The sequence below is a fragment of the Selenomonas ruminantium subsp. ruminantium ATCC 12561 genome (assembly GCF_000424065.1).
Taxonomy (GTDB): domain Bacteria; phylum Bacillota; class Negativicutes; order Selenomonadales; family Selenomonadaceae; genus Selenomonas_A; species Selenomonas_A ruminantium.
Map to the genome: position 1 here is coordinate 127500 of NZ_AUJE01000002.1, position 23846 is coordinate 151345.

The window sequence follows — 23846 nt, forward strand, 5'->3', positions numbered from 1 at the left end:
AAGGGAAAATGTCAGAGGCGGGGGCTTTTTGAGGAGGATTAGGGAATAGATGGAATTCATTATGCAAATCAACGAAGTGGCTAATCACTTTGTTTGGGGTCCTCCGGGCATGACTTTGCTTGTGGGGACAGGTATTTATTTGACTTTATTGCTGGGCTTCCCTCAACTTCGCTATTTTTTCCCGGCAATAGCCGAAGTTTTCAGCTTCCGGGAAAAGAACGAAGAGGATAAGTCCATTTCTTCGTTTGCGGCAATGGTTACGGCGATGGCCGCGACGGTGGGAACCGGCAATGTGGCGGGTGTAGCAACAGCCTTGCACCTGGGTGGACCTGGGGCGTTGGTCTGGATGCTCATATCGGCGTTCTTTGGTATGTGTACCAAGTTTGCTGAGATTACACTGGCTGTTCATTACCGGAAAAAGGATGCGCATGGTGACTGGCGCGGCGGTTCTATGTATGTTTTGGAACATGGCCTGGGTGAATGGGGAGGCATCTGGAAAACGATAGGGAAGGCATTGGCGGTTTTGTTCGCGCTGTTTGCACTGTTTGCATCTCTGGGGATGGGGGGCGCCGTGCAGGCAAATTCTGCTGCGGAAGTGCTGTTTATGGGCTGGAACGTGGACCATCTGAACAGCGGTGTTATAATGGCTGTGGCTGTAGGAGTGGTCATTGTCGGCGGCCTTACCAGTCTTTCGCGTGTGACCTTGTTTGTTGTTCCGTTCATGGTGGTTTTTTATATGGTGAGCACGGGATTCCTGGTGCTAACCTACTGGGCGCAAATTCCTGCGGCGATTACCAATGCGATTCATATGGCGTTTTTCGCTGACCCTGCGGTTGTTACCGGTGGGGTGGCCGGTTGGTGTGTGATGGAAGCCATTCAGCGGGGAGTCGCCCGTGGCGTATTCTCCAATGAGGCGGGGATGGGCTCTGCCCCTATGGCATATGCCACGGCGGATAATGCGCATCCGGTTCAGATGGGGTTCTATGGTATCTTTGAGGTGTTTGTGGATACATTTGTCATCTGTGTTCTTACGGGGCTGGCCATTCTCGTTACCGGCACGATGACGTACTACCCGGAACTGACGGGGGCACAGCTAGCTCTGCAGTCCTTTGAGGTGGCGTTGGGAACGCCAGGCAAATATATCCTGGCGACGGGGCTGCTGCTCTTTGCAACTACAACGATACTGGGATGGTACTGGTATGCGGAGACGGCGGTGACGTATCTGTTTGGTGTGCGTTTCAAGCCGGTTATGAAGCTGCTGCTGATTGCTATGATTATCGTTGGTGCCTCTGGTGCGCAGTTGCTTGGCGCGGCAGGTAATGACTATCTGGACAATCTATGGGATATTTCGGATACCCTTAATGGTCTTATGGCATTTCCCAACCTGATTGGCCTGTTGCTGCTTTCGCTGACGCTTAGGCGTCTGGTGAAGGATTACGATGCGCACAAAGATGTGCAGAAGGTGTGTGACGTGCCGGATAAAAAGCCCATGTCCAAGGAATGGCGGGCTTTTCTGATTGTGTCTGTTTGTGCTGTATTGCTGCCGCTGGGGATAATCTATTTTTGCCGTGATTCACAGGAGTCTGTCCGTTCTCAGGATGTTTCCCTGCAAATGGTCGTAGATAACGGACATTTTGTAATTGGCGTTGATGATAATTTCCCACCCATGAGCTTTACCGATGAACATGGGGACCTGGTCGGCTTTGATGTTGACCTGGCGCGTGAGGTCGGCTCCCGTTTGGGGGTCACGTGTGAGGTACGGCCCATCGCTTGGAAAGACAAGGAAGACGAACTGAATGGCAGAACAATTGATTGTATCGGCAGTATGTCGGTAACGCCTCAAGCCGCGGAGAATATGCTCCTGTCGGAAGCGTATATAAAAGACAATTTGGTTTTCGTTGTTCGCGGAGACAGCAGCATTATGTGGATACATGACCTCAAAGGAAAAACGCTGGGGATACAGATTGGTTCCACAACCTTTGATAGCTTTATGGAATCGGGCCTTTCCAAGGAGGTTAAGGTTGTTCCGCTTATGGACAATGTGGAGGTTCTTCATCAGGTAAAAGATGGAAAAGTGGATGCGGGATTTGTGGATTCGCTGGCCGCATTTTATTTCATCCATTCGAGCAGTGATCGATATTTTATCCTTCCCGACAGCCTGAGTGAGGAAGATTTGGCTTGGGGATTTAGAAAGGAGGACAAAGAACTGCAAAACAGAGTGCAAAAAATTCTCAGCGAAATGAAGGTAGATGGCACTTTGGGGAGAATCTCCCAAAAGTGGTTTAAGAGTGATATTATCATTGTTCGGTAACTCTGTCAGGAGGACAAAAATGGATGCAAAAAAAGGAAGAAAATCTGAGTCTGTCCTGAAAAGAGTGGATATGACGACGATAATCATTCTGTTTTTTCTGGCTGTAGTCATGACCTATTACACCATGCTGCAGTCCGAGATGAAGCAGAAGATCATCGTGACGCGGGAACTTGTTGCCACAAAGTCAGCGAATCAGATAAACGAGTACCTCTCTACAGGTGTGGATATCATAAGAGGGGTGTCCTATACGCTGGATGATATGATTCGCAAGGGGAAGTCCCCTGAGGAAATGGAGGCTTTCCTGGAGAATCAGTACGCGGCATCTGAGCATATCACTGCAGGTAATTCGACAGGATTATATGCTGTTGTGTCGGATGTGTTCATCGATGGAACCGGCTGGGTTCCCCCTGAGGATTATGTCCCGCAGGAACGCCCCTGGTATGGAGGGGCGATGGCCAACATTGGTCAGGTCGCTGTCGTGGACCCGTATCTCGATGCGAAAACCCATACCATGATGATTACGTTATCCAAGTCGCTCTGTGATGTAAAAAGCGTCGCCTCAATGGATTTCTCATTGAGTCATTTGCAAAAAATGACAGAAGAATTAGCAGCCAAAGGCGATTCGGACATTGAAATCGTTATAGACCGGAATTATCAAGTTATAGCGCATTCGGACCGGGCAGAAGTAGGGAAAAATTACCTTACTGAAGAAGGAACGTTTGGCAAAATGCTTGTGGATGAGCTGCGTTCTACCAACGAAAAGTATTTTTCGTTCCGGTTTGGTGATGAGGAGTACATCGTGTACAAGGTGCCGGTAGCAAACAGTTGGCTCTGCCTGTCGGTGTTTGATGCGACGTCTACCCTTACACAGCTTAGAAGGACGTTGCTGCTGACTATAGTTGTCCTGCTGTCGGTCATTTCCATAATCATGGCTATCATGACACGTTACGAAAATAAGGCGCGTCTGGCGCAGGAATTGAACCAGAAAGCGGAAACAGCGGCTGCAGCTAATGAAGCGAAATCTACATTTTTGTCGAATATGTCTCATGAGATACGAACCCCCATCAATGCGGTGCTGGGGATGAATGAGATGATTCTGCGTGAAAGCCGTGAGCCAAACGTAATTGAGTATGCCGAAAATATTCATACAGCGGGTAATACTCTGTTAGGGCTGATTAACGATATTCTCGATTTCTCAAAAATCGAGGCGGGCAAGATGGAAATCATCCCTGTGGATTACGACCTTTCCTCCGTTTTTAATGATTTGGTGAATATGATTCACACGCGGGCAGATGCCAAGGGGTTGGAGCTTTTGCTGGATTTTGACCAGGAGACGCCGAAACTGCTCTATGGTGATGAAATCCGTATCAAGCAGGTCATTACGAATATCCTGACGAATGCGGTGAAATATACGGAAAAAGGTAGTGTGACCTTTTCCGTAAAATTCGAGCGTGTCCCGGATGACCCGGACAGTGTGCTGCTCTGTGTGGCGGTCAAGGATACCGGTATCGGGATAAAGCCGGAGGATATGGAGAAGCTGTTTTCCAAGTTTGAGCGCATTGAGGAAAAGCGTAACCGCAACGTGGAAGGCACTGGCCTGGGTATGACCATCACGTTGAACCTGCTGGAAAAGATGGGCTCATCCCTGCAGGTGGAAAGCACTTACGGTGTTGGTTCAACGTTCTCGTTCAAGCTGCGGCAGCGTGTGGTCAAGTGGGAGCCGTTGGGCGATTACAAGGCGTCCTATCAGGAATTGTTAAAAGGACATAAAAAATATCGCGAGAAATTTACGGCACCTGAGGCGCTGGTTCTGATGGTGGATGACAATCCGATGAATCTGACGGTGTTCAAGAGCTTGATTAAGCAGACGAAGGTTCAGGTGGATACGGCAAACGATGGTGATGAAGGGCTTTTGCTGGCCCAGGAAAAGAAATACGATATCATTTTCCTCGACCATATGATGCCCGGCAAAGATGGAATTGAGACGCTGCATGAGTTGAAGAAACAGGAAAGTGGACCGAATAGGAATACGCCGGTAATCTGTTTGACCGCCAACGCCATTTCCGGTGCGCGGGAGCAGTATATCGAAGCTGGTTTTAATGACTATCTGACCAAGCCAATTGATACCGACAAGCTGGAGGAAATGCTTTTAACCTATCTGCCGCAGGAAAAAATGCAGGAGGCAGGCGAAGAAGTCATGGTGCAGGAAAATGAGGAAATTCCGGAAAGTCTTGCGCCGCTGCAGGGCGCAGAGTGGCTGGACATGCGGATAGGGATAAAAAATAGTGGTTCAGTCGAGGCCTATCTGCCCCTGTTGAAGATTTTCTATGAATCCATAGATGAAACAGAGCAGGCAATTGAAGGTTTTTATGCAGAGCGCAATATAAAAGACTATACCATCAAAGTGCATGCGCTCAAAAGTTCGGCCAGGATAATCGGTGCCCAAGAATTCGGTGAAGAAGCGCAGCTGCTGGAAAATGCCGGCAAGGCGGAGAATAGGGAATATATTCGGGCACATCATGAAGGCTTCATCGAGACTTATCGCGGATTTAAGGTGCAGCTTGCGGCGGTCTTTGCAAATGAACAGACAGCGGCGGAAGATGAGAAGCCGGAGGCGGACGCTGTACTGATGGAAAGCGTCTATGAAGAAATGCGGGAGGCTGCAGAAGAAATGGATTGTGACCGTTTGGAGGAGATTTTCACCGAGATGGAAGATTATCGAATTCCGGATGGGGAGGTCGAGCTTTACAAAAAGCTCAAACAGGCGGTGGACCATTTTGACTACGAAGGCATTTTGACCTTGCTGGACAAGTGAAGGGATTCGTACGAGAATGAAACGGATAACGGATAGAAGATAGGAGAAAACTATGGGCATTTGGATTGTTGTTGTTGATGATGACCCCCTGGCGCTGACTCATACAAAGCGCATCCTGCGGGAACAGGACATGCGTGTCAGCTGCCTGCGTTCCGGGCGTGACCTGTTGAAATTTATGGGTAAAAACGCCCCCGATTTGATTCTGCTGGATATACAGATGCCGGAAATGGACGGGTTTACAACCCAGCAGGAATTACGGCGTATGGAAGAGGAGGCGGGACGGGAACCCACACCCATCATATTCCTGAGTGGTCTAGAGACCAGCGAGGCAGAGAGCCGCAGCTTTGAACAAGGTGCCGCGGATTTTATTCGTAAACCTGTGCATAAGGATATTCTGACAAAACGCATCTTAAATACGGTCAAACATACGAAGGAAATCGTGAGCCTGAAAGAGGAAGCGGCTGTGGATAAGCTGACCGGTCTGTTGAATAAAGCAGCAGGAACCGTCAGAGTGACAAAGCTCTGTGCGGAGCGGGCTGGTATGCTGATGATTTTAGATTTAGACAATTTTAAGCTGGTCAACGATATTTATGGTCATAGCATGGGCGATAAGGTTTTGCGGACTTTTGCGGATGTTGTGCGGCGCAATATCCGGTCACAGGATGTTATGGTCAGAATTGGCGGAGACGAGTTCATGGGGTTTTTTACCAATATGGAGAGTGAAACGGCCCTGGAAAGCCTGCACCGCAGGTTGAACAGCGAGCTTATCAAAGAGACGGTCAAATTGGCTGGCGAGAGCTTTAATATCCCCTTGAGCATTTCGATTGGCGCAGTTTTGGTGCCGGAATACGGACAGGACTATGATATGCTGTTTCCGCTCGCTGACAGTGCCCTTTACAAGGTTAAGCAAAGCGGTAAAAACGGGGTGAGGATATATGGGCAGGATGGTGAAAATAATTTATTCGATGAGAATGATATCCAAAAGGAGTTTACCCGCATTACGCAAATCGTTGAAAGCTGGCATAGGCGCGATGGGGTGATTTCTATGGACCTCAAGCAGTTTTCCCTGCTCTATCATTTTCTTCGCCAGTTCTATAAGCGCTATGGTGGAACGGTGGTCAAATTGCTGTTTATCCTGTCCGAAGAGAAAACGGCTGAGGTGTGCCCAGACAGCTTGAAGGAGGCTGCAGAAAAATTTGAGCTTTGCTTGCAGGATACCTTGCGGAAAAGTGATATGATTCTGCGATATAAGCCAAATCAGTTCTATGTGCTGCTGCAGAATCTTTCGGAGGAAGACTTCCAAACTGTTTTTCAGCGCATTATGGATACCTGGAAGGCGGGAGAAAATCGTACCGGTATTCATATCGAATATCTCATGGAGTATGTCACCTATGAGAAGGAAAATTATAATCGGTGAAGTTTTACCAAAAAATAGGGGCTGCTGCATGTGAGAAATTTACATGCAGCAGCCCTTTTTGGCTGGGGGCTCACGATTTGAGATGGGGACATTTTTTGACCATAAGTTCCTCGTAATGGGCAATCTTGTAATCCAATCGTTCCATGGTGGCTTTTAGCTGTTCATACTGTTCCTGAAGGCGGGCACGCTGCTCTACGAGGATTTCCTTGCGGGCTTCTTCGGTGCCTTCTTTGAAGAACAGGTCAACATATTCAATCAGGGCTTCTACCTGTACGCCGGCGCTGCGCATACATTTGGAGAACTCTACCCAGCCGCAGGCGGCTTCATCGAAATCGCGTATGCCATTTTCCTTGCGGGGGACATGGGGGATAAGGCCGATGCGTTCGTAGTAGCGGATGGTATCGGCAGATATGTCGTATTTTTCGCTGACTTCCTTGATGGTCATAAAATCACCTCATTGTCATAACTTCATCTTATATGGTAAGTTTAGCACTTGGAGTGTACTCGAAGTCAAGGAAAAAATTTTTCCTAAATACAGTAAAAAAGCTCTTGACTTGAAGTTTGCTCAAAGGTATAGACTGAGCCATATCTGTTGAACTTAAATCATTTGTATGATAGCGAAAGGAAGTAACACATGTATTTAGAAAAAATTAATGGCCCGCAGGATATAAAAGGTTTTTCCGCAGAGCAGCGCAAGGTATTGGCGCAGGAAATGCGGGATGCCATGTTGAAAAGAGCAAGTATCCACGGCGGGCACTTTGGCCCGGATTTCGGTATCGTGGAGGCGGTGATTGCCCTGCATACGGTGTTTGATTCGCCGCAGGATAAATTTGTCTTTGATATTTCCCATCAGGCTTATCCGCATAAGATGCTCACAGGGCGCAGGGCTGCATACCTTTATGAAGAGCATTATGATGATGTGTCCGGCTACACCAACCCGGAGGAAAGCGAGCACGATATGTTCAATGTCGGGCATACTTCCACATCCATCAGCCTGGCAACGGGTTTGGCCAAGGCGCGTGACCTCAAGGGCGATAAGGAGAACATCATTGCCGTTATTGGTGATGGTTCCATGAGCGGCGGTGAAGCTTTGGAAGGGCTGGATACTGCCGGTGAAATGGATTCCAATCTGATTATTGTCTTCAACGATAATGACCAGAGCATTGCCGAAGTGCATGGCGGTATGTATAAGGGCTTCCGGGAACTCAGGGAAACCAAGGGAAAGTCAGAGCGCAATCTGTTCAAGGCCATGGGGCTGGAATATCGTTTTGTAGAAGATGGTAACGATGCCGAAGCCCTGATTGCGGCGTTTCGTGAGGTCAAGGATATCGACCATCCGGTGGTTATCCATATCGTCACGCAAAAGGGCAAGGGTTACAGGCTGGCCGAGGAAAATAAGGAAGATTGGCACTGGCATATGCCATTTGATATCGAAACCGGCGAAACTAGGCAGGAAATGGTAGACCCCTATGCTGAGCAGACTGCAGCAACCTTTTTGCGGCTGGCTAAGGAAGATGAGAAATTCATCGCCATTTCCGCAGCCACGCCGTCCAGCATGGGACTCACGCAGGAACGCCGTAAGGCTTTAGGCAGACAGTATATTGATGTGGGTATTGCCGAAGAACAAGCTGTGGCGATGGCTTCCGGTCTGGCCCGCAATGGTGCCCATCCCGTCTTTGGCGATTTTTCTTCCTTCTTCCAGCGTACCTATGACCAGCTTTCCCAGGATGTATGTGTCAATAATAACCCGGCAACCTTTTTGGTGTTCTGGGCTTCCATGTATGGCATGAATGATGTGACCCATTTAGGTTTCTACGATATCCCCATGATGAGCAATATCCCGAATCTCGTTTATTTGGCGCCGACTTCCTCGGAAGAATATCAGGCCATGCTGGATTGGTCGGTCAAGCAGGAAAAATATCCGGTCGCTATTCGTGTGCCGCATATGATGGTGGGCAGTTCCAATCGCCCCGTGCGCCAGTCTTATGATGAGCTCAATAAATATGAAGTGGTGCAGGAAGGCAGCCATGTGGCCATTATCGGTTTGGGCAATTTCTACAATCTGGCCGAAGAAACTGCGGCAAAACTCAAAGAACAGGGCATTGAGGCTACGCTTATCAATCCGCTCTTTATCACCGGACAGGATAAAGAACTGCTGGAAAAACTGAAAGCAAATCATGAACTGGTGGTGACTTTGGAAGATGGTGTTTTGGATGGCGGTTTTGGCGAAAAGATTGCCCGCTTCTATGGCGCAGATAAGATGAAGGTATTGAATTTTGGTTTGGCAAAGAAATTCTATGACCGCTATGATTATGCGACGCTGGCCAAAGAAAATCACCTGACGGCTGTGCAGGTCGCAGAGGATATTCTGGCTAATCTGTAAATAAAACATCATTTAACCGGTTGACTTGGAGTAAACTTCAAGTGGTAAAGTAAAAGCAGGATAATGTTTGTCATCGTGAACAGCAGCAGAGTTTAGCAGGGAGGTTGGCGTGATGAAGAAAAATATGACGCGCAGGAATTTCGTGAAGCTCGCGGGCATGGCTATGGCTATGACGGCTTTGCCGGGCTGTGCAGGTCTTGCGGCGGACACGGCAGAAAAAAAGCCGGAGGCAAAGGAAAAAGTTGCCGGTACCGGCGGGGAACATTATGTTCCGTATAGTGAACGGCAAGGGGCGGAGTCGGTGGTTTACTTTACCCGCGACTTGTCGGCGGCAGGGCTTTTGAAAATCTATGATCGTGTCAAAAAAGATTTGGGTGGCAAGGTGGCCATCAAGTTGCATACCGGTGAGCCGCATGGCCCGAACATCATTCCCCGTCCCTGGGTGAAAGAACTGTTGCAGAAACGTCTGCCGGAGGGCACCATCATTGAGACCAATACCTATTATGGCGGTGGCCGCGACACGACGGAAAGACATCGCCAAACCTTGCAGATCAATGGCTGGGCGGATTTCACCACAGTGGATATCACAGATGCCGAGGGAACCGCAATGCTGCCGGTACCCAATGGCAAGTGGTTTACGGAGATGTCCGTGGGCAAGAATATGCTGCAGTATGATTCCCTGCTGACGCTTACGCATTTCAAAGGCCATGCGATGGGCGGTTTTGGCGGCTCCAATAAAAATCTGGGCATTGGCTGCGCCGATGGCAAAATCGGCAAGAAGATGATTCATGCTGGTGAAGGTGGTTCCCAATGGGGGATAAACAACGAGGAATTCATGGAGCGCATGACTGAATCCACGCAGGCAACGGTCAGCCATTTTAAGGATAAAATTGCCTTTATCAATGTGATGCGCAATATGAGCGTGGACTGCGACTGCGCCGGTACGTCGGCAAAACCTGTGGTTACACCGGATATTGGCATTGTGGCTTCCTTGGATATTCTGGCCGCTGACCAGGCATGTGTCGATTGCGTTTATGCTCTGCCCGAGGAAAGTAAACATGATTTGGTTGAGCGTATGGAATCCCGCCATAGTATGCGTCAGCTGACCTATATGAAGGAAATGGGCATGGGCAATGACCGTTATCAGCTGATTGATATGGATAACGATGATAAGGTAATCACGGCTGCTGAGGCCGTCAAGGGCATCAAAGGCACCTGGGTGCCGGAGGTGGTATGACCTTTTTAGGGAACGGAAGAGCAGCACTTTGACTTGAGGGGAATAATTGCTGTCCATGTGCGGCGCCGGCTTAAAATCAGACCATGCATAATGATGAGGTGTGAAGGATATGACAGAAACGAAGACCATAAGATTATACGATGAACAGGTTATGCTGCGCAGCTGCAAGACCATCGTTACGGCCTGTGTGGAACGCAAAAAAGGGTTTGGTGTGGAGCTTGCAGAAACCGTATTTTATCCTGAGGGCGGCGGCCAGTTAAGCGATACGGGAAAACTGATTTTGGCGGATAAGACCATTAAGGTTACCCAGGTGCGGGAAAAGGACGGGCATATCTATCATGAAACGGCAGAACCCATAGCCGTGGGAACGGAAGTTACCGCCGAAATCGACTGGCAGATGCGCTTGGATCATATGCAGCAGCACTGCGGGGAACATCTCTTATCCTATGGTTTCTGGAAACTTTGCCAGGCCGATAATGTGGGCTTTCATATGACGGAAGAAATGGTGACCATTGACCTGAACCGTGAGGTCAGCGCTGCTGAGGTTCAGCAGGTGGAAACGTTGGCGAATGCACAGATTCAGGAAAACCTGCCGATAAAAACGACCTGGATGGATGCCGAGCAGGCTGCGGTCTGTGCAACCCGTAAATTCAATGACAAGCTGACCGGCCCTGTGCGGGTGGTCAGCATCGAAGGCAGTGATGCCTGCACCTGCTGCGGCACGCACCCGCCGATGACCGGCATGGTGGGACTGGTTAAAATCTTCAAGGCGGAAAAGCATAAGGAAGGCACGCGGATTTATTTCCTTTGTGGTCGTTTGGCTATGGCGAAGATTCAAAAATGCTGGCAGGAATTAACTGGCGCTGTGCAGCTGCTTTCCCTTAAAGATGAAGAAATTAGGCAGGGGGTAGAACGTCTGCAGACGGAGAACAAAGAACTGCGGGATAAGCTGGCTTTAGCTGAAGAACGATGGGTAAACGAAATAGCCCCGCAGCTTTTGGCCAAGGCGGAGCTTAAAGATGATATTAAGATTGTTGAAGCCCATTTCGAGGATATTTCGGCTGATGCAGCCAAAAAGCTGACGCAGAAGCTGGTCGAAGAACCACAGGCACAGGTGACGGTATTCTATAAACAGAAAAACAGGCTTAACTATATACTGGCAAAGGGGGCGGCTGTATCGGTTAGCTGCCGGGAGCGCATAGCCGTGCTCAATAAGGAATTAAACGGTCATGGCGGCGGTAATGATAACATGGCGCAGGGCAGCAGCGCAGTAAGTGATTGATGGCTTATTTGGCTAATCTGTAAAATATTGAACGGTTTGTGGAGGGCTGCAAAGCCCTCCTTATTGTATGGCAAATTTTTCCTGCAAGGTCTGCAGAAACAGCTGAGAGGCTTTGGAAAAGACCTGATTCTTTTTCCAGGCTAAAGAAGGTTCGGTGTAGATGGGCGGTTCCAACGGACGGGTGCAGAGGTTGGTGCCCGTGGTATTTATGAGCTTATCAAAGGAGATGGCATAGCCTAAGCCTTCTTTGACCATCAGGGTGGCATTATAAAGCAGGGTGTAGGAACCGGCTATATGAAGTTCGTTTACTGGTTTTTGTAGCCAGTTGAGCAGTTCGTCCCCATGAGTACTGGGCGAGAGTGTTTGGCGGGAAAAGAGCAGGGGGCGGTTCCAGAGGTCAGCGGCTGTTATGGTTTCCTGCTTAACCAGTTCGTCATCTTTGCGCAGGAACAGCACCCATTGGTCACGGACAGGCAGGGGAAGTTCCTGATATTTGGCCGGGTCAAGCCGGCCATAGACAAAGGCAAAGTCGATAAGGCCGCGCTCCAAACGGGTGAGGGTGGTGCTGCCGTCGCCGGTGGCGATATGAAAGCGGATGCGGGGATGCTGCTTTTGCAGTTGGCGGGCGGCTGCCATAATCAGGCCAAAGTGCACGGATTCGCCTGCACCAATGCGGATATCGCCGCTGATATCTTCGTTGCTGCTCAAAAGTTCGCCTTCAGTCTTTTCCACCAGCGACAGGATTTCTTCTGCGCGGCGGCGTAAAAGCTCCCCGTCATCGGTCAGGAGAATGCGGCGCGGTTCACGAATCAGCAGCTGTTTGCCGAATTCTTCTTCCAAATCCTTTAACTGCCGGGAAAGGGTCGGCTGGGAGAGGTGCAGTTTTTCTGCCGCCCGCGAAAAACTTTCCTCGCGGGCAACGGTTAGAAAGTAGTTGAGAACACGCAATTCCATCACAATCAGCTCCTTGTTTTTCCTTTATTATAGATTGTAAATCTATTACTGTAAAGCATAGATAGGCATTTTCTATAAGTATTGGTATTTACATGAAGATAAATTTATAATGGAAGAAAAGGAAGGTGTGGAAATGGAACAGAATGGAAATAAAAGCGTAATGCTGCTTATCCTGACCACGGGTGTATTTGGCATTCTCAATACCGAAATGGGCTTTATCGGGATTTTACCCTATATTGCGGAATACTATCAGGTCAGCGTGGTGAAGGCCGGTTGGCTTATCAGCTTGTTTGCCTTGGGGGTAGCGGTGGCAGGGCCGACCATGCCGCTCTTTATGTCCCGCTTTAATCGCAAGTGGGTGATGGTCTTTATCTTGGGGCTGTTTACCATTTGCAGCACGATTGCTGTTTTTGCCGAAAATTTCTATGTGCTTTTGGCGGTGCGGGTGCTGCCAGCGTTTTTCCATCCGGTCTATTGCGCGATGGCCTTTACCGTGGCGGCAGGATTAGCGCGGACAGGCGAGGAACCGAAGATGGTGGCGAAAATCAATATGGGCGTGGCCGCCGGTATGGTTGCAGGCGTGCCCATCAGCAACTTTTTGGCCGAGCAGTTCAGCCTTTCTGCATCTATGGCGTTCTTTGCCTTAGCTACTTTGCTGGTTATGCTGGCGACATTATGGTTTATTCCCTCAATGCCGGTAAAGGCACGACTGAGCTACGGCAAACAGCTTTCTGTACTCAAAAAGCCGATGGTCTGGGCATCTATCGTGGCGGTGATTTTCCTCAATGGTTCGATTTTCGGCGTATTTAATTATTTGGCAGAGTATCTGGGTGTTGTTTCCGGCGTAGCACCAGCCTTAGTCAGTATCTTGCTGTTTGTGTATGGTCTTTGTAATATTGGGGGCAGTATGCTGGCGGGAAATCTGCTGACCGTGCGTCCATTGACTGTGGTCAAAATCTTTCCGCTGGCGGTCGCCGTAATCTATATTGCCCTGTTGGGCGGCGGCAGCGTTTGGCCGTTGATGGGGCTTATTGTGGTCATTTGGGGCATCTTGGGCGGTATCAATGCCAATATCAATCAGTACTGGATGGCAAGTGCCGCTCCGGAAGCACCGGACTTTGCCAATGGCCTGTTCCTGACGGCGGCCAATATGGGCTGTGTACTCGGAACTACGGTCAGCGGTCATTTTATTGATGTTTGGGGCACGCAATATGTCGTGCTGGGTGGCCTGCTGTTCTGCCTGCTGGCGGCGCTGATGTTTTGGGTACAATGTTATCGCATGCAGGTGCATACGCCCTTGATGATTCAATCTGAACATTGAAGATGTTGATTTTTATGCTTAGTAAGCATAAAAATATATTTTTTATAAGTATTGGTAATTACAAAACAGAATCGCTATAATGAGATCAAGCAAGAGGATAAACGGTGTAAGTGAAGTGAGGAGAATAGAAATGTTGAAGAAAATAATCAAAAACAAAAAGATGGTTTTGGCCGCTTTAGTGGCAGGCGTGATGTCTTTTGGTCTTATGGGAAATGGTGTACAGGCAGCAGATAAAGGAGTGGCAGGGATGAAGTCTGCAGAAGTTAAAAGCGACAGAATGATTAAGGCTGAAAAATTGCAGCTGACGCAGGAGTGGGACAAGGTGTTCCAAAAGAGTGACAAGGTTGACCATCGCAAGGTGACTTTTGTCAACCGCTATGGCATCACCTTGGCTGCAGATATGTATGTGCCGAAAAATGCTCAGGGAAAACTCCCGGCCATTGCGGTAAGCGGTCCCTTTGGCGCCGTCAAGGAGCAGTCCTCCGGCCTCTATGCGCAGGAAATGGCTGAACGCGGTTTCTTGACTATTGCCTTTGACCCGTCCTTTACCGGGGAAAGCGGTGGTCAGCCTCGTTATGTGGCTTCGCCGGATATCAACACGGAAGATTTTTCAGCAGCCGTGGATTTCCTGTCCACGCAGGATAATGTAGACGCGAATCGGATTGGCATTATTGGCATTTGCGGTTGGGGCGGCATGGCACTCAATGCAGCGGCCAGCGATACGCGTATCAAAGCCACGGTGGCTTCCACGATGTACGATATGACCAGAGTTATGGCCAACGGCTATTTTGATTACGAAAAAGACAAGGAAACATTGAAAAAAGAGCGCTATGCCAACCGCGAAGCCATAAATGCTCAGCGCACGGTGGACTATAAAGCCGGTTATTACAAGAACTCCGGCGGTGTGGTTGACCCGCTGCCAGCTGATGCGCCGCAGTTCGTGAAGGATTATTATGCTTACTATAAGACGGAGCGCGGCTATCATTCCCGTTCACTGAATTCTAACGGCGGCTGGAATCAGACTTCGGCCCTTTCATTTATGAATATGCCGATTCTGTCCTATGCCGATGAAATCAAGAATGCCGTTATGGTTTTGCATGGTGAGAAAGCCCATTCCCGTTACTTTGGCGAAGATGCCTTCAAAAAGCTCAAGGGCGATAACAAGGAACTGGTGATTGTTCCCGGTGCGTCTCATGTTGACCTCTACGATAACAAAGCCAAGATTCCTTTTGCGAGAATTGAGGCATTCTTTCAGCAGAACTTAAAATAAAATGCTTGAGTTGGAGTCTGTTTCAAGTGATAAGGTAAAGTCACGATAACATGACATAGAGATGTAAGTGAAGTAAAGGAGAATAGAAATGTTGAAGAAAATTGGCAAAAACAAGAAGATGGTTTTGGCTGCTTTGGTGGCAGGCGTGATGTCCTTTGGCATTATGGGGAGTGATGTGACGATGGCAGCAACGCCGGCTAAAACTTTAGCAACAGCTTCGCAGATGCAGCGTTCATCCATCAGCGAGCTTGACAATGACACCCGTGTATTCAAGATTGACAACTCCATTGAAGCCAAGAATGTGAAATTTGAAAACCGTTTTGGCTTTGAAGTGGCCGGTCATCTGTATCTGCCGAAAGACTTTGATGCCAGCAAGCAGTACAAGGCCGTAGTGATTACCGGGCCTTTTGGTGCGGTGAAGGAGCAGTCCTCCGGCCTGTATGCGCAGGAGTTTGCCAAGCATGGTTATGTGGCCGTAGCCTTTGATCCCTCCACCACCGGTGAGAGCAGTGGCAGCCGCCGCAATATGGGCTCCCCGGAAATCTTCACGGAAGACTACCATGCCGCTGTGGATTTCGTTTCCAATCTGAAATTCGTGAACCCGGATCAGGTCGGTGCCATGGGCATCTGTGGCTTGTCCGGCATGGCCATCACTGCCGCTGGCAGCGACAGCCGCATCAAGGCCGTAGCAACCTCAGCTATGTATGATATGAGTGAAAGCATCAGCGACCATTATAATGGTGCTTACTACACGCCGGAACAGCGGGAGATCGTGAAACAGCATCTGGCTAAGATGCGTAATGAAGAGGCCAGAACGGGCAAGGCCATCCGTGGTGCACATGAATTGGGCGTAGATTCTAAGGGCAATGTGGAAACCTTTGATACCATGTTCCCGGATAAACTGCCTGCTGATGCTAATCCCGTTATTCAGGATTTCTTTGGCTACTATGTAGGCCGTGCCTTTCATCCGCGGGCAATCAACTCCAACAAGCTGGCTTGGGATTCGGTGACGCCGTATGGCTTCTTCGATTTCAAACTCATGAGCAACATTGATGAACTGGGCAATACACCGGTCATGCTGATTACCGGCGATAAGGCACATTCCAAATATTTCTCCGATAATGTCTATGCCGCCATCAAAGGGGAGAAAGAAGAAATCGTTGTTCCTGGTGCTACCCATGTAGACCTCTATGACCAGATGGACAAGATTCCCTTTGATAAACTGTTTGCCTTCTTTGATAAAAATCTGAAGTAATACGAAGATGCAGCCCTGCGAATGGTAAGACCTTTGCAGGGCTGCATCTTAGTACTTGACTTGGAGTACACTTCAAGTGTTAGAGTAAAGGAAGAACATGTGTATGGAGGAGAGAATGATGAGCAAAAACGTAATAATCATATCCACAAGTCTCAGAAAGAACAGCAATTCCGAGGCTTTGGCCACGGCTTTTGCCGCAGGGGCCAGGGAGGCCGGACATGTGGTGGAGCAGATTACCCTGCGGGATAAGACTATAAATTTCTGCAAAGGCTGTCTGGCCTGCCAAAAGACCATGCAGTGTGTGATAAACGACGATGCCAATGCAATCACGGCTAAAATCGGTCAGGCGGATGTGGTCGTTCTGGCAACGCCGGTCTATTATTATGGTATGTGTGGCCAGTTAAAGACCTTGCTGGACCGGGCAAATCCGTTGTTCCCCTCGGATTATCGTTTCCGTGAAGTTTATCTGCTGGCTACGGCGGCAGAGGATGAAGCAGATACCGTAGCCGGAACCCGCGTCGGCGTGCAGGGCTGGGTAGACTGCTTTGACAAGGCAGAACTAAAAGAGACGCTTTTTTGTGGCGGTGTGACGGACACAGGTGATATTGCTGGCAATGCCGCACTGGAAAAAGCCCGACAGGCTGGCAAGAATATTTGAAGTTTGCAAAATAATGCCTTGCAGCTGTATGGGCATAAGGAGAGATGGCAATGCCAAACCGAAAAATCATAAGTGTGGTCATGCTGTCGGTGATGCTGCTGCTATCCGGCTGTACAGGTGCGCAGGAGACTACTGCGGATACCGACAGTAAGGTGCAGAAGGCTGTCCCACAGGAAAATAAATCCGTGGCAGAACCCAAGAAGGAGCAAGCGATGAAACTCATTATTGATGATAAAGTTGTTCCCGTTACCTGGGAACAGAATGCTTCCACGGCGGCGTTGCAGAAACTTTTGCCGTTGACCATCAAAATGTCACCTTATGGCGGCTTTGAGCAGGTGGGCGCTATCGGTCAAAATATTACCAGCGCGGATAAGCAGATAACTACTCAATATGGTGATATTGTCCTCTATGCGGGGAATAAGCTGGTTATTTTCTATGGTTCCAATTCGTGGGCTTATACGCGGCTGGGACATATTGACATGTCAAAACAGGAATTGACTGCTTTATTAAACCGCGATGGCGTAACGGTGCAGCTCGCGCCCCAGTGAAAAAGGATAGGATTTTTAACAGAAAGGTAAGGAAAATGGAGGAATATAGAGAACAAACATTTGATGAAGAACGGGCACTGTATGGCAAGACCGGGGTGAAGCTCATTGATTGCCGTTTTGACGGCCCTGCAGATGGGGAAAGTGCGCTCAAGGAAAGCCGCGATATTGAGGTGCAGGATTGTTTTTTCAATCTGCGCTATCCCTTCTGGCATGATGAGTCTGTGCAGATAAAAAAATCCGAACTCACGGAGCTTTGTCGCGCGGCTTTATGGTATTCAACGGACATTCACATTGCCGATACGAAGCTGCATGGCATTAAGGCCCTGCGGGAATGCGCCGATGTGACCATAGAAAACGCGGATGTGATTTCGCCGGAATTTGGCTGGTCGGTCAAAAATATCCGCATGAAAAATACCAGCGTGCAAAGCGAATACTTTATGCTGCGCAGTGAACAGTTGCATTTTGACCATGTCACATTGCAGGGGAAATATTCATTCCAGTATATTGAGAATGCGGATTTTACCGATTGTGAGCTGAACACTAAAGATGCCTTTTGGCATGCCAAAAATGTGACGGTTCGCAACAGCTTGATTCGGGGCGAATATCTGGCGTGGTATTCGGAGAATCTGACGCTGGAGAACTGTACGATTATCGGTACACAGCCTTTCTGTTACTGCAAAGGGCTGAAACTCGTCAACTGCCGTATGATTGATACGGATTTGGCCTTTGAAAAATCCGCGGTTGAAGCGGAAGTTACTACGGTGGTGGACAGCATCAAAAATCCGCGGACGGGTACAATCAAAGTGGCTGGCGTAAAAGAAATCATTATGGATGATGCGCAGGCCAAGGGGCAGATTATCGTGAATAACGCTGCTGACTGTGCTTAATATTGACACGCTGTCATTTTAGCGATATAATACAAGTAAAGAAAGATTACACGATGTCATTTTAGGAGGCGCAGGTTATGAAATACACGAAACTGGGGAATTCGGATTTGGAAGTATCCCGCATCTGCCTTGGATGCATGGGCTTTGGCAATGCTGCAACGGGTCAGCACAGCTGGACGGTGGATGAGGATGCTACCCGGGAAATCATTAAGCACGCTTTGGATTCGGGCATTAATTTTTTCGATACGGCGATTGCCTATCAGAATGGCACCAGTGAAGAATATCTGGGCCGGGCGCTCAAGGATTTTGCTAAACGTGAAAATGTGGTGATTGCCACAAAATTTCTGCCCCGCAGCCAGCAGGAAATTGCCGATGGCGTGACCGGTCAGGAACATATTGAAAAACAGCTTGATTTGAGCCTGCAGCATTTGGGTATGGATTATGTGGATTTGTATATCTATCATATGTGGGATTATCAGACGCCGCTTTATGATATTTTGGACGGCATGAACCGGATGGTGAAGGCGGGGAAAGTCCGTTATATCGGCATTGCCAACTGTTACGCCTATCAGCTGGCCAAGGCCAATGCACTGGCAGCAAAAGAAGGTTTTGCTCCCTTTGTGTCGGTGCAGAATCATTATAATCTCTTGTTCCGTGAGGAAGAACGGGAAATGGCGAAACTCTGTGCAGAGGATAATATTGCCATGACCCCTTATAGTGCACTGGCCAGCGGGCGGCTTTCCCGCAAGCCCGGCGAAACTTCCAAGCGTTTAGCCGAGGACAGTTATGCTAAATTAAAGTACGATGGCACAGCCGAAGCCGATGAAAAAGTCATTCTGCGTGTGGCGGAGCTGGCGGATAAATACGGCGTGACCATGACGGAAATATCCCTTGCCTGGCTGTTGAACAGAGTAACGGCGCCGGTAGCCGGAGCGACCAAACTGCATCATATTGACGGAGCCGTCAAAGCAACGGAACTCACGTTAGCGGATGAAGACATCGCTTATTTGGAAGAACTCTACATTCCGCATAATCTGGTCGGCGTGATGGCGCAGAATACCCGCGGCGGCAATAAAAAAGAGCAGGTCTGGATGAAAAACGCGCCCAAGGGAATGCAGTAAGATTTTCCTTGACTTGAAGTAAACTCTAAGTGCTAGAGTAGATTTATCAACGATAAAGGAAGCGATAATATGGATTTGGAAACCGTTAAAGAAGTGCGCTCCAAGTGTTAAAATTAAGAATAAAGATAATTGCTTGCAGGCAAAGAGCATGAATAGACGTATGTTTATTGGAGGGGTATTATGTATTTAGGAGAGCAAATCAAAAAACTGGGTTTCGGTCTGATGCGTCTGCCGAAAAAAGGCGAGGAAATTGACGTTGAGCAGGTCAAGGTGATGGTGGATAAGTTTTTGGCGGCAGGCTTTACCTATTTTGATACGGCCTGGGCTTATGCCGGCAGTGAAGATGCTATCCGGCAGGCGTTGGTGGAACGGTACCCCAGAGAAAAATTCCAGCTGGCCACGAAAAATGCTGCCTGGATTAACTGCAAGACCCGTGAGGAAGCCATTGAGCAGTTCAATCTTTCCTTAAAGCGCACGGGAGCAGGCTATTTTGATTTTTACCTGCTGCATAATCTGGGCGAGAGCCGCACGAAGTTCTTTGATGATTTCGATATGTGGTCCTTTGTGCAGGAGAAAAAGGCCGAAGGGCTGATTAAACATGTCGGTTTTTCCTTCCATTCCACACCGGAGGAATTGGAAGAAATCCTGACCAAACATCCCGAAATGGAATTTGTCCAGCTGCAGATTAACTACGGAGACTGGGAAAATCCGGCCATTCAGTCCCGTGCCTGCTATGAAGTCGCCAGAAAGCACGGCAAGCCGGTCATCATCATGGAACCGGTCAAGGGCGGCATGCTGGCAAATCCCCCGGAAAGCGTCAAACAAATCCTGCAGGCAGCCGAGCCGGAAAGCTCCTGCGCTTCCTGGGCTATCCGTTTTGCCGCTGATTTAGAGGGGCTGATTGTGGTACTCTCCGGTATGAGCAATGTGGAGCAGATGGAAGACAATCTTTCCTATATGAAGGATTTTACCGGTCTGAATGACAGTCAGAAGAATACCATTAACAAGGCAAGGGAAGCTCTGGCCAAAATCCCGGTTATTCCCTGCACCACCTGTAACTATTGCGCCAAGGTCTGCCCCAAGGAAATCGGCATTTCCGGCACCTTTACGGCGATGAATTATCTGACGCTCTACGGCGATAAAGCCGCTGCCCAGCATCAGGAAAACTGGCTGGTGGGCGGTCATGGCCGCAAAAAAGCCGCCGAATGTATCAAATGCGGCAAATGCGAACAGGTCTGCCCACAGCATATCAGCATCCGTGAGGAACTGGTCAAGGCAGGCAGGGCCTTGCAATAATGGAGATAGAGCGTCAATTTTTAGTCGAAAACCTGCCATCCCTGCCGACAGAGTATGAAACTTTACGTCAGGGCTATGTGGCCTTGGAGCCGGAAATCCGCATCCGTCAGCTTGGTGACAGTCATTTTGTGCTGACCGTCAAGCGCGGAGCAGGGCTTGTCCGTGAAGAATGGATAGGTTGGATATATTTTGATTATGGTGAATAACGCAAAGGAGGTAATAGCCACCAATGGTGCGTGCCTATGACCGGAAAATTGGTCAATGAATCGTAGGTGAAACGAAAGGTGCTGTGATGAAATGCGAAAGCATTTTATTACAGCACCTTTTTGTGCGGCTAAATACAGGGCGTGTTTCGCTATCGGTGTCAGGAGAGATTATCAAAAGTTTCTGCCTTTTCCGAGAAAAATTTTACACTAAGCACCGGCAAGGCAGGAAATCCACGTAAGTAAGGAGAATTTTTTGTAAATAAGTTAAATGTGGATAGAAATGTGAAGGGGAGAATATCGAGCGTGAAGGGGATAAAAAACTGGTTGCGACGGATGGCAGCCCACGGCCGGGGCGGCATTCGTCGGCAAGTGCTGTTTTTGGTGCTGGCTTGTGGTCTTAGCACCTTTTTGGCGACGCTTATGCTGTTTGGCTATTTTCTGTATGGCCTGCAGGACGCATTGGAAGCGGAAAGCCGAGGCATAGAGGAAGTGGTGGCAGAGTCCGTGAGTGACTTGGCCGGGAAACACACCCGGGCATGGCTGCGGTCCACGGCAGAAAATGAGGCTGCTCATATGGGCAGGGTACTGGCAGTCAATAGTGATGATGTGGAGTTTTTGGCTGGCAGTATGACCATGCTGATGCAGTCCCGGGACAAATACGGAATGCGGCAGATTGTCAATGCGAGAGACATGGAAGATATTGCCGCTGGTACGCCTTATCTCCATTACAGTCCTCAGTTGGCTGCTGAGGGAGTTGATGGAGAATTGGCGGCAGAGATTGGTCAGGCAGCTAATTTCGTGGATGTGCTGATACCCCTGAGTAAAACCTATTGGGGCTATCGCAGTGTTTTGGTTGTCGCATCCCGGAAGGGGTATTCCATTTGTGTGGACAACATTCCGGGCGAACCCGGGCAGAGCATCTATCCTTCACCGGAGGCCAGGACGGCGTTTCTGGAGCGATACGACGCCAGGCAGCGTCCGTGGTACCGGATGGCTCAAGCCAAGGGGGCGTGTACGTATACGGATGTCTTCCTGGCGGAAGAGGGCTATCTGGGAATGGGGTGTGCTGCTCCTTACTATGATGAAGATGGGTTTGCCGGGGTGGTAAGCATCAACGGCAGTATCGAGGATCTGCAGCATCAGGTCAGGCAGGTTTCCATTGGCAGGACGGGCATCAGCTTCTGCCTGGATGGCAATGGACGAGTGGTGCTGTCCTCCACTGGCGAAGGGGTGCTGGCTCCCGGGCTTCAGGGGGCAGATCTGAGGGAGAACCCTGAACCTACTCTGGCAGAGGCCGCCCGTCGCATGACTGCCGGAGAGAATGATGTGGTGAAGGTGTTGGTGGATGGGCAGGAATACTATCTGGCCTTTGCGCCCCTGCAAAATGCAGGCTGGAGCTTCGGAACGCTCATTGGTCAGGACGAGGTCCTGGCGCCGGCCCAGGAGGTGGCCTCCCTAGTTCAGGAGGAGATGAAGGAGTTCTATGAGATTTTGGGACAGACCTTTGCTGGGGGGGCGGGAAAGGCCCTGTTGCTGCTTCTTCTCTTGGCAATGATTGCCTTTTTTACCAGCGGCGTCCTGGCTGACCGTCTGGTTCGTCCCCTCCGTACGCTGACGGAAGGGGTACAGGAGATAGCGGCAGGCAATTTGGATAAGAAGTTGGAAATCCACACCGGCAATGAAGTGGAGAAACTGGCCTCTTGTTTCAATGAGATGACGGAAGAATTGAAGGAGCATGTCCAAAGGCTCTCCCAGGCGGCGGCCAAGGAGGAGCGAGTCAGGACGGAGCTGGAGGTGGCGGCCAGGATTCAGGCGGGATTGCTGCCTGCGCCTTTGACGCCAGCTGTCCAAGCTGGGAAATTCAGCCTCAGCGCCTTCATGCAGCCGGCCAAAGAAGTAGGAGGAGACCTTTATGATTTCTACTTCCTGGATAAGAATCTTTTGGTTGTCACCGTGGCTGATGTATCGGACAAGGGCGTGCCTGCGGCGCTCTTTATGGTCATGGCCAAGACGTTGTTGAAGGATCAGGTGTTGCGGCGGCGTAACGAAAAGGATTTGGCTCAGGCAGTGGCAGAGGCCAATGATGCTTTGGTACAGAGCAACACCACGTTCATGTTTGTGACGGCCTTTATCGGCATACTGAACCTGTCCACGGGGAAGTTTATTTATGTCAATGCAGGGCATAATCCTCCCCTGCTTTGCAGGCGGGACAGAACGGAGTACCTGCCCAAGGCACAAAACCCGATACTGGGGGTGCGGAGGGGAATGGCCTTTGCGGCCGAAACGCTGGTCTTGCAGCCGGGGAATTCTCTCTTCCTGTACACCGACGGGGTGACGGAGGCCAGGGATGAAGCGAAGGAATTTTTCGGTGAGCAACGGTTGCAGGAGATTCTATCGGCAACGGCCGGACAGGGAGCCGGGAGACAGATGGAGATGGTTTTGGAAAAGTTGTCCGCCTTTGTAGGGGAGGCCAACCAATCAGATGATATCACGATGCTGGCGCTGGCCTATGGCAAAAAGGAGAATTAGGAGGAAATATGTCTGATTTACCAATCCGCTACAATAGCGAAGAAATGAACGGCTGGCAGGTTTGGCAGTTGCGGGGGCGACTGGATCGTACCACTGCGGAGGAAGCGGCAGAAGAAGGTGAAAAGCAACTCGCTGCTTGCCGGAAACTGGCCCTTGATCTGTCAGGCCTGTCCTATGTTTCCAGCGCCGGCCTTAGGACTATCCTGAAGCTGGCCGGCGGGGCAGAACAGACGGGAAAATCCATTGTAGTTATATCTTCTGAGGGGATGGTGAGGGAGATTTTGGAACTGGCCAGGCTGGATCTGTTTGTCACCATCCATGATTCGGTGGATGACTTGAAAAAAGTATAAATGGGG

At 49.5% G+C, this 23846-nt stretch carries 19 protein-coding genes; 17 read left to right on the forward strand and 2 right to left on the reverse strand.

What is annotated here, in order from left to right:
* The first annotated feature begins 49 nt into the window (after window positions 1-49).
* Genes G598_RS19620 through G598_RS0101445 form a run of 3 tightly spaced genes read left to right on the forward strand, consistent with a single transcriptional unit; the run spans window position 50 to window position 6543 of the window.
* Complete coding sequence (locus tag G598_RS19620; protein ID WP_071837930.1) at window positions 50-2311, forward strand: amino acid carrier protein; 2262 nt, start codon at window positions 50-52, stop codon at window positions 2309-2311.
* Between the two features lie 19 nt (window positions 2312-2330).
* Entirely contained in the window at window positions 2331-5126 is a 2796-nt protein-coding gene (locus tag G598_RS16690; protein ID WP_051179774.1) for a response regulator, read from the forward strand.
* A gap of 52 nt (window positions 5127-5178) precedes the next feature.
* Window positions 5179-6543 (forward strand): GGDEF domain-containing response regulator, encoded by a 1365-nt coding sequence (locus G598_RS0101445; protein ID WP_026765430.1) that lies wholly within the window; start codon window positions 5179-5181, stop codon window positions 6541-6543.
* A gap of 70 nt (window positions 6544-6613) precedes the next feature.
* Here the strand turns inward: G598_RS0101445 and G598_RS0101450 are convergent, their stop codons facing one another.
* Window positions 6614-6988: a MerR family transcriptional regulator gene (locus tag G598_RS0101450; protein WP_026765431.1), complete on the reverse strand. Its 375-nt coding sequence runs from the start codon at window positions 6986-6988 to the stop codon at window positions 6614-6616.
* Between the two features lie 189 nt (window positions 6989-7177).
* On the opposite strand from G598_RS0101450, the gene G598_RS0101455 reads away from it, so the two are divergent.
* The 3 genes from G598_RS0101455 to G598_RS18395 all read left to right on the forward strand — a co-directional run bounded on the left by G598_RS0101455 (window position 7178) and on the right by G598_RS18395 (window position 11445).
* Window positions 7178-8926 (forward strand): 1-deoxy-D-xylulose-5-phosphate synthase, encoded by a 1749-nt coding sequence (locus G598_RS0101455; protein ID WP_026765432.1) that lies wholly within the window; start codon window positions 7178-7180, stop codon window positions 8924-8926.
* 112 nt (window positions 8927-9038) lie between these two features.
* Window positions 9039-10163: a DUF362 domain-containing protein gene (locus tag G598_RS0101460; RefSeq protein ID WP_026765433.1), complete on the forward strand. Its 1125-nt coding sequence runs from the start codon at window positions 9039-9041 to the stop codon at window positions 10161-10163.
* Window positions 10164-10272: 109 nt separating this feature from the next.
* Window positions 10273-11445: an alanyl-tRNA editing protein gene (locus G598_RS18395; protein ID WP_051179775.1), complete on the forward strand. Its 1173-nt coding sequence runs from the start codon at window positions 10273-10275 to the stop codon at window positions 11443-11445.
* A 60-nt stretch (window positions 11446-11505) separates the two neighbouring features.
* Here G598_RS18395 and G598_RS0101470 read toward each other — a convergent pair whose 3' ends face one another.
* Window positions 11506-12399 carry a LysR family transcriptional regulator gene (locus G598_RS0101470; protein ID WP_026765434.1) on the reverse strand — a complete coding sequence of 298 codons (894 nt, stop codon included), beginning with the start codon at window positions 12397-12399 and terminating at the stop codon, window positions 11506-11508.
* Between the two features lie 109 nt (window positions 12400-12508).
* Between G598_RS0101470 and G598_RS16700 the strand changes: the two genes are divergently transcribed.
* The 11 genes from G598_RS16700 to G598_RS0101525 all read left to right on the forward strand — a co-directional run bounded on the left by G598_RS16700 (window position 12509) and on the right by G598_RS0101525 (window position 23840).
* Window positions 12509-13720, forward strand: coding sequence for an MFS transporter (locus G598_RS16700; protein WP_051179779.1), 1212 nt, complete (start codon window positions 12509-12511; stop codon window positions 13718-13720).
* 130 nt (window positions 13721-13850) lie between these two features.
* The gene (locus G598_RS0101480; protein WP_080656904.1) at window positions 13851-14990 is read left to right on the forward strand and encodes an alpha/beta hydrolase; all 1140 of its coding nucleotides are present in this window, start codon (window positions 13851-13853) and stop codon (window positions 14988-14990) included.
* 88 nt (window positions 14991-15078) lie between these two features.
* On the forward strand, window positions 15079-16245 hold the full coding sequence (locus tag G598_RS0101485) for an alpha/beta hydrolase (RefSeq protein ID WP_211221455.1): 1167 nt from the start codon (window positions 15079-15081) through the stop codon (window positions 16243-16245).
* 103 nt (window positions 16246-16348) lie between these two features.
* Window positions 16349-16903, forward strand: coding sequence for a flavodoxin family protein (locus G598_RS0101490; RefSeq protein ID WP_231465810.1), 555 nt, complete (start codon window positions 16349-16351; stop codon window positions 16901-16903).
* A gap of 50 nt (window positions 16904-16953) precedes the next feature.
* On the forward strand, window positions 16954-17451 hold the full coding sequence (locus G598_RS0101495) for a cyclophilin-like fold protein (RefSeq protein WP_051179782.1): 498 nt from the start codon (window positions 16954-16956) through the stop codon (window positions 17449-17451).
* A 35-nt stretch (window positions 17452-17486) separates the two neighbouring features.
* Window positions 17487-18338 (forward strand): DUF3737 family protein, encoded by an 852-nt coding sequence (locus G598_RS0101500; RefSeq protein ID WP_026765439.1) that lies wholly within the window; start codon window positions 17487-17489, stop codon window positions 18336-18338.
* A gap of 77 nt (window positions 18339-18415) precedes the next feature.
* Window positions 18416-19459 (forward strand): aldo/keto reductase, encoded by a 1044-nt coding sequence (locus G598_RS0101505; RefSeq protein ID WP_026765440.1) that lies wholly within the window; start codon window positions 18416-18418, stop codon window positions 19457-19459.
* A 180-nt stretch (window positions 19460-19639) separates the two neighbouring features.
* Window positions 19640-20755, forward strand: a complete 1116-nt coding sequence (locus G598_RS0101510; protein WP_026765441.1) for an aldo/keto reductase — start codon at window positions 19640-19642, stop codon at window positions 20753-20755.
* Window positions 20755-20961 carry a CYTH domain-containing protein gene (locus G598_RS0101515; RefSeq protein ID WP_026765442.1) on the forward strand — a complete coding sequence of 69 codons (207 nt, stop codon included), beginning with the start codon at window positions 20755-20757 and terminating at the stop codon, window positions 20959-20961. Before G598_RS0101510 ends, G598_RS0101515 begins: the two co-directional genes overlap by 1 nt.
* A gap of 333 nt (window positions 20962-21294) precedes the next feature.
* Complete coding sequence (locus tag G598_RS0101520; RefSeq protein ID WP_026765443.1) at window positions 21295-23490, forward strand: SpoIIE family protein phosphatase; 2196 nt, start codon at window positions 21295-21297, stop codon at window positions 23488-23490.
* An 8-nt stretch (window positions 23491-23498) separates the two neighbouring features.
* Window positions 23499-23840: an STAS domain-containing protein gene (locus G598_RS0101525; protein WP_026765444.1), complete on the forward strand. Its 342-nt coding sequence runs from the start codon at window positions 23499-23501 to the stop codon at window positions 23838-23840.
* Window positions 23841-23846: the final 6 nt, after the last annotated feature.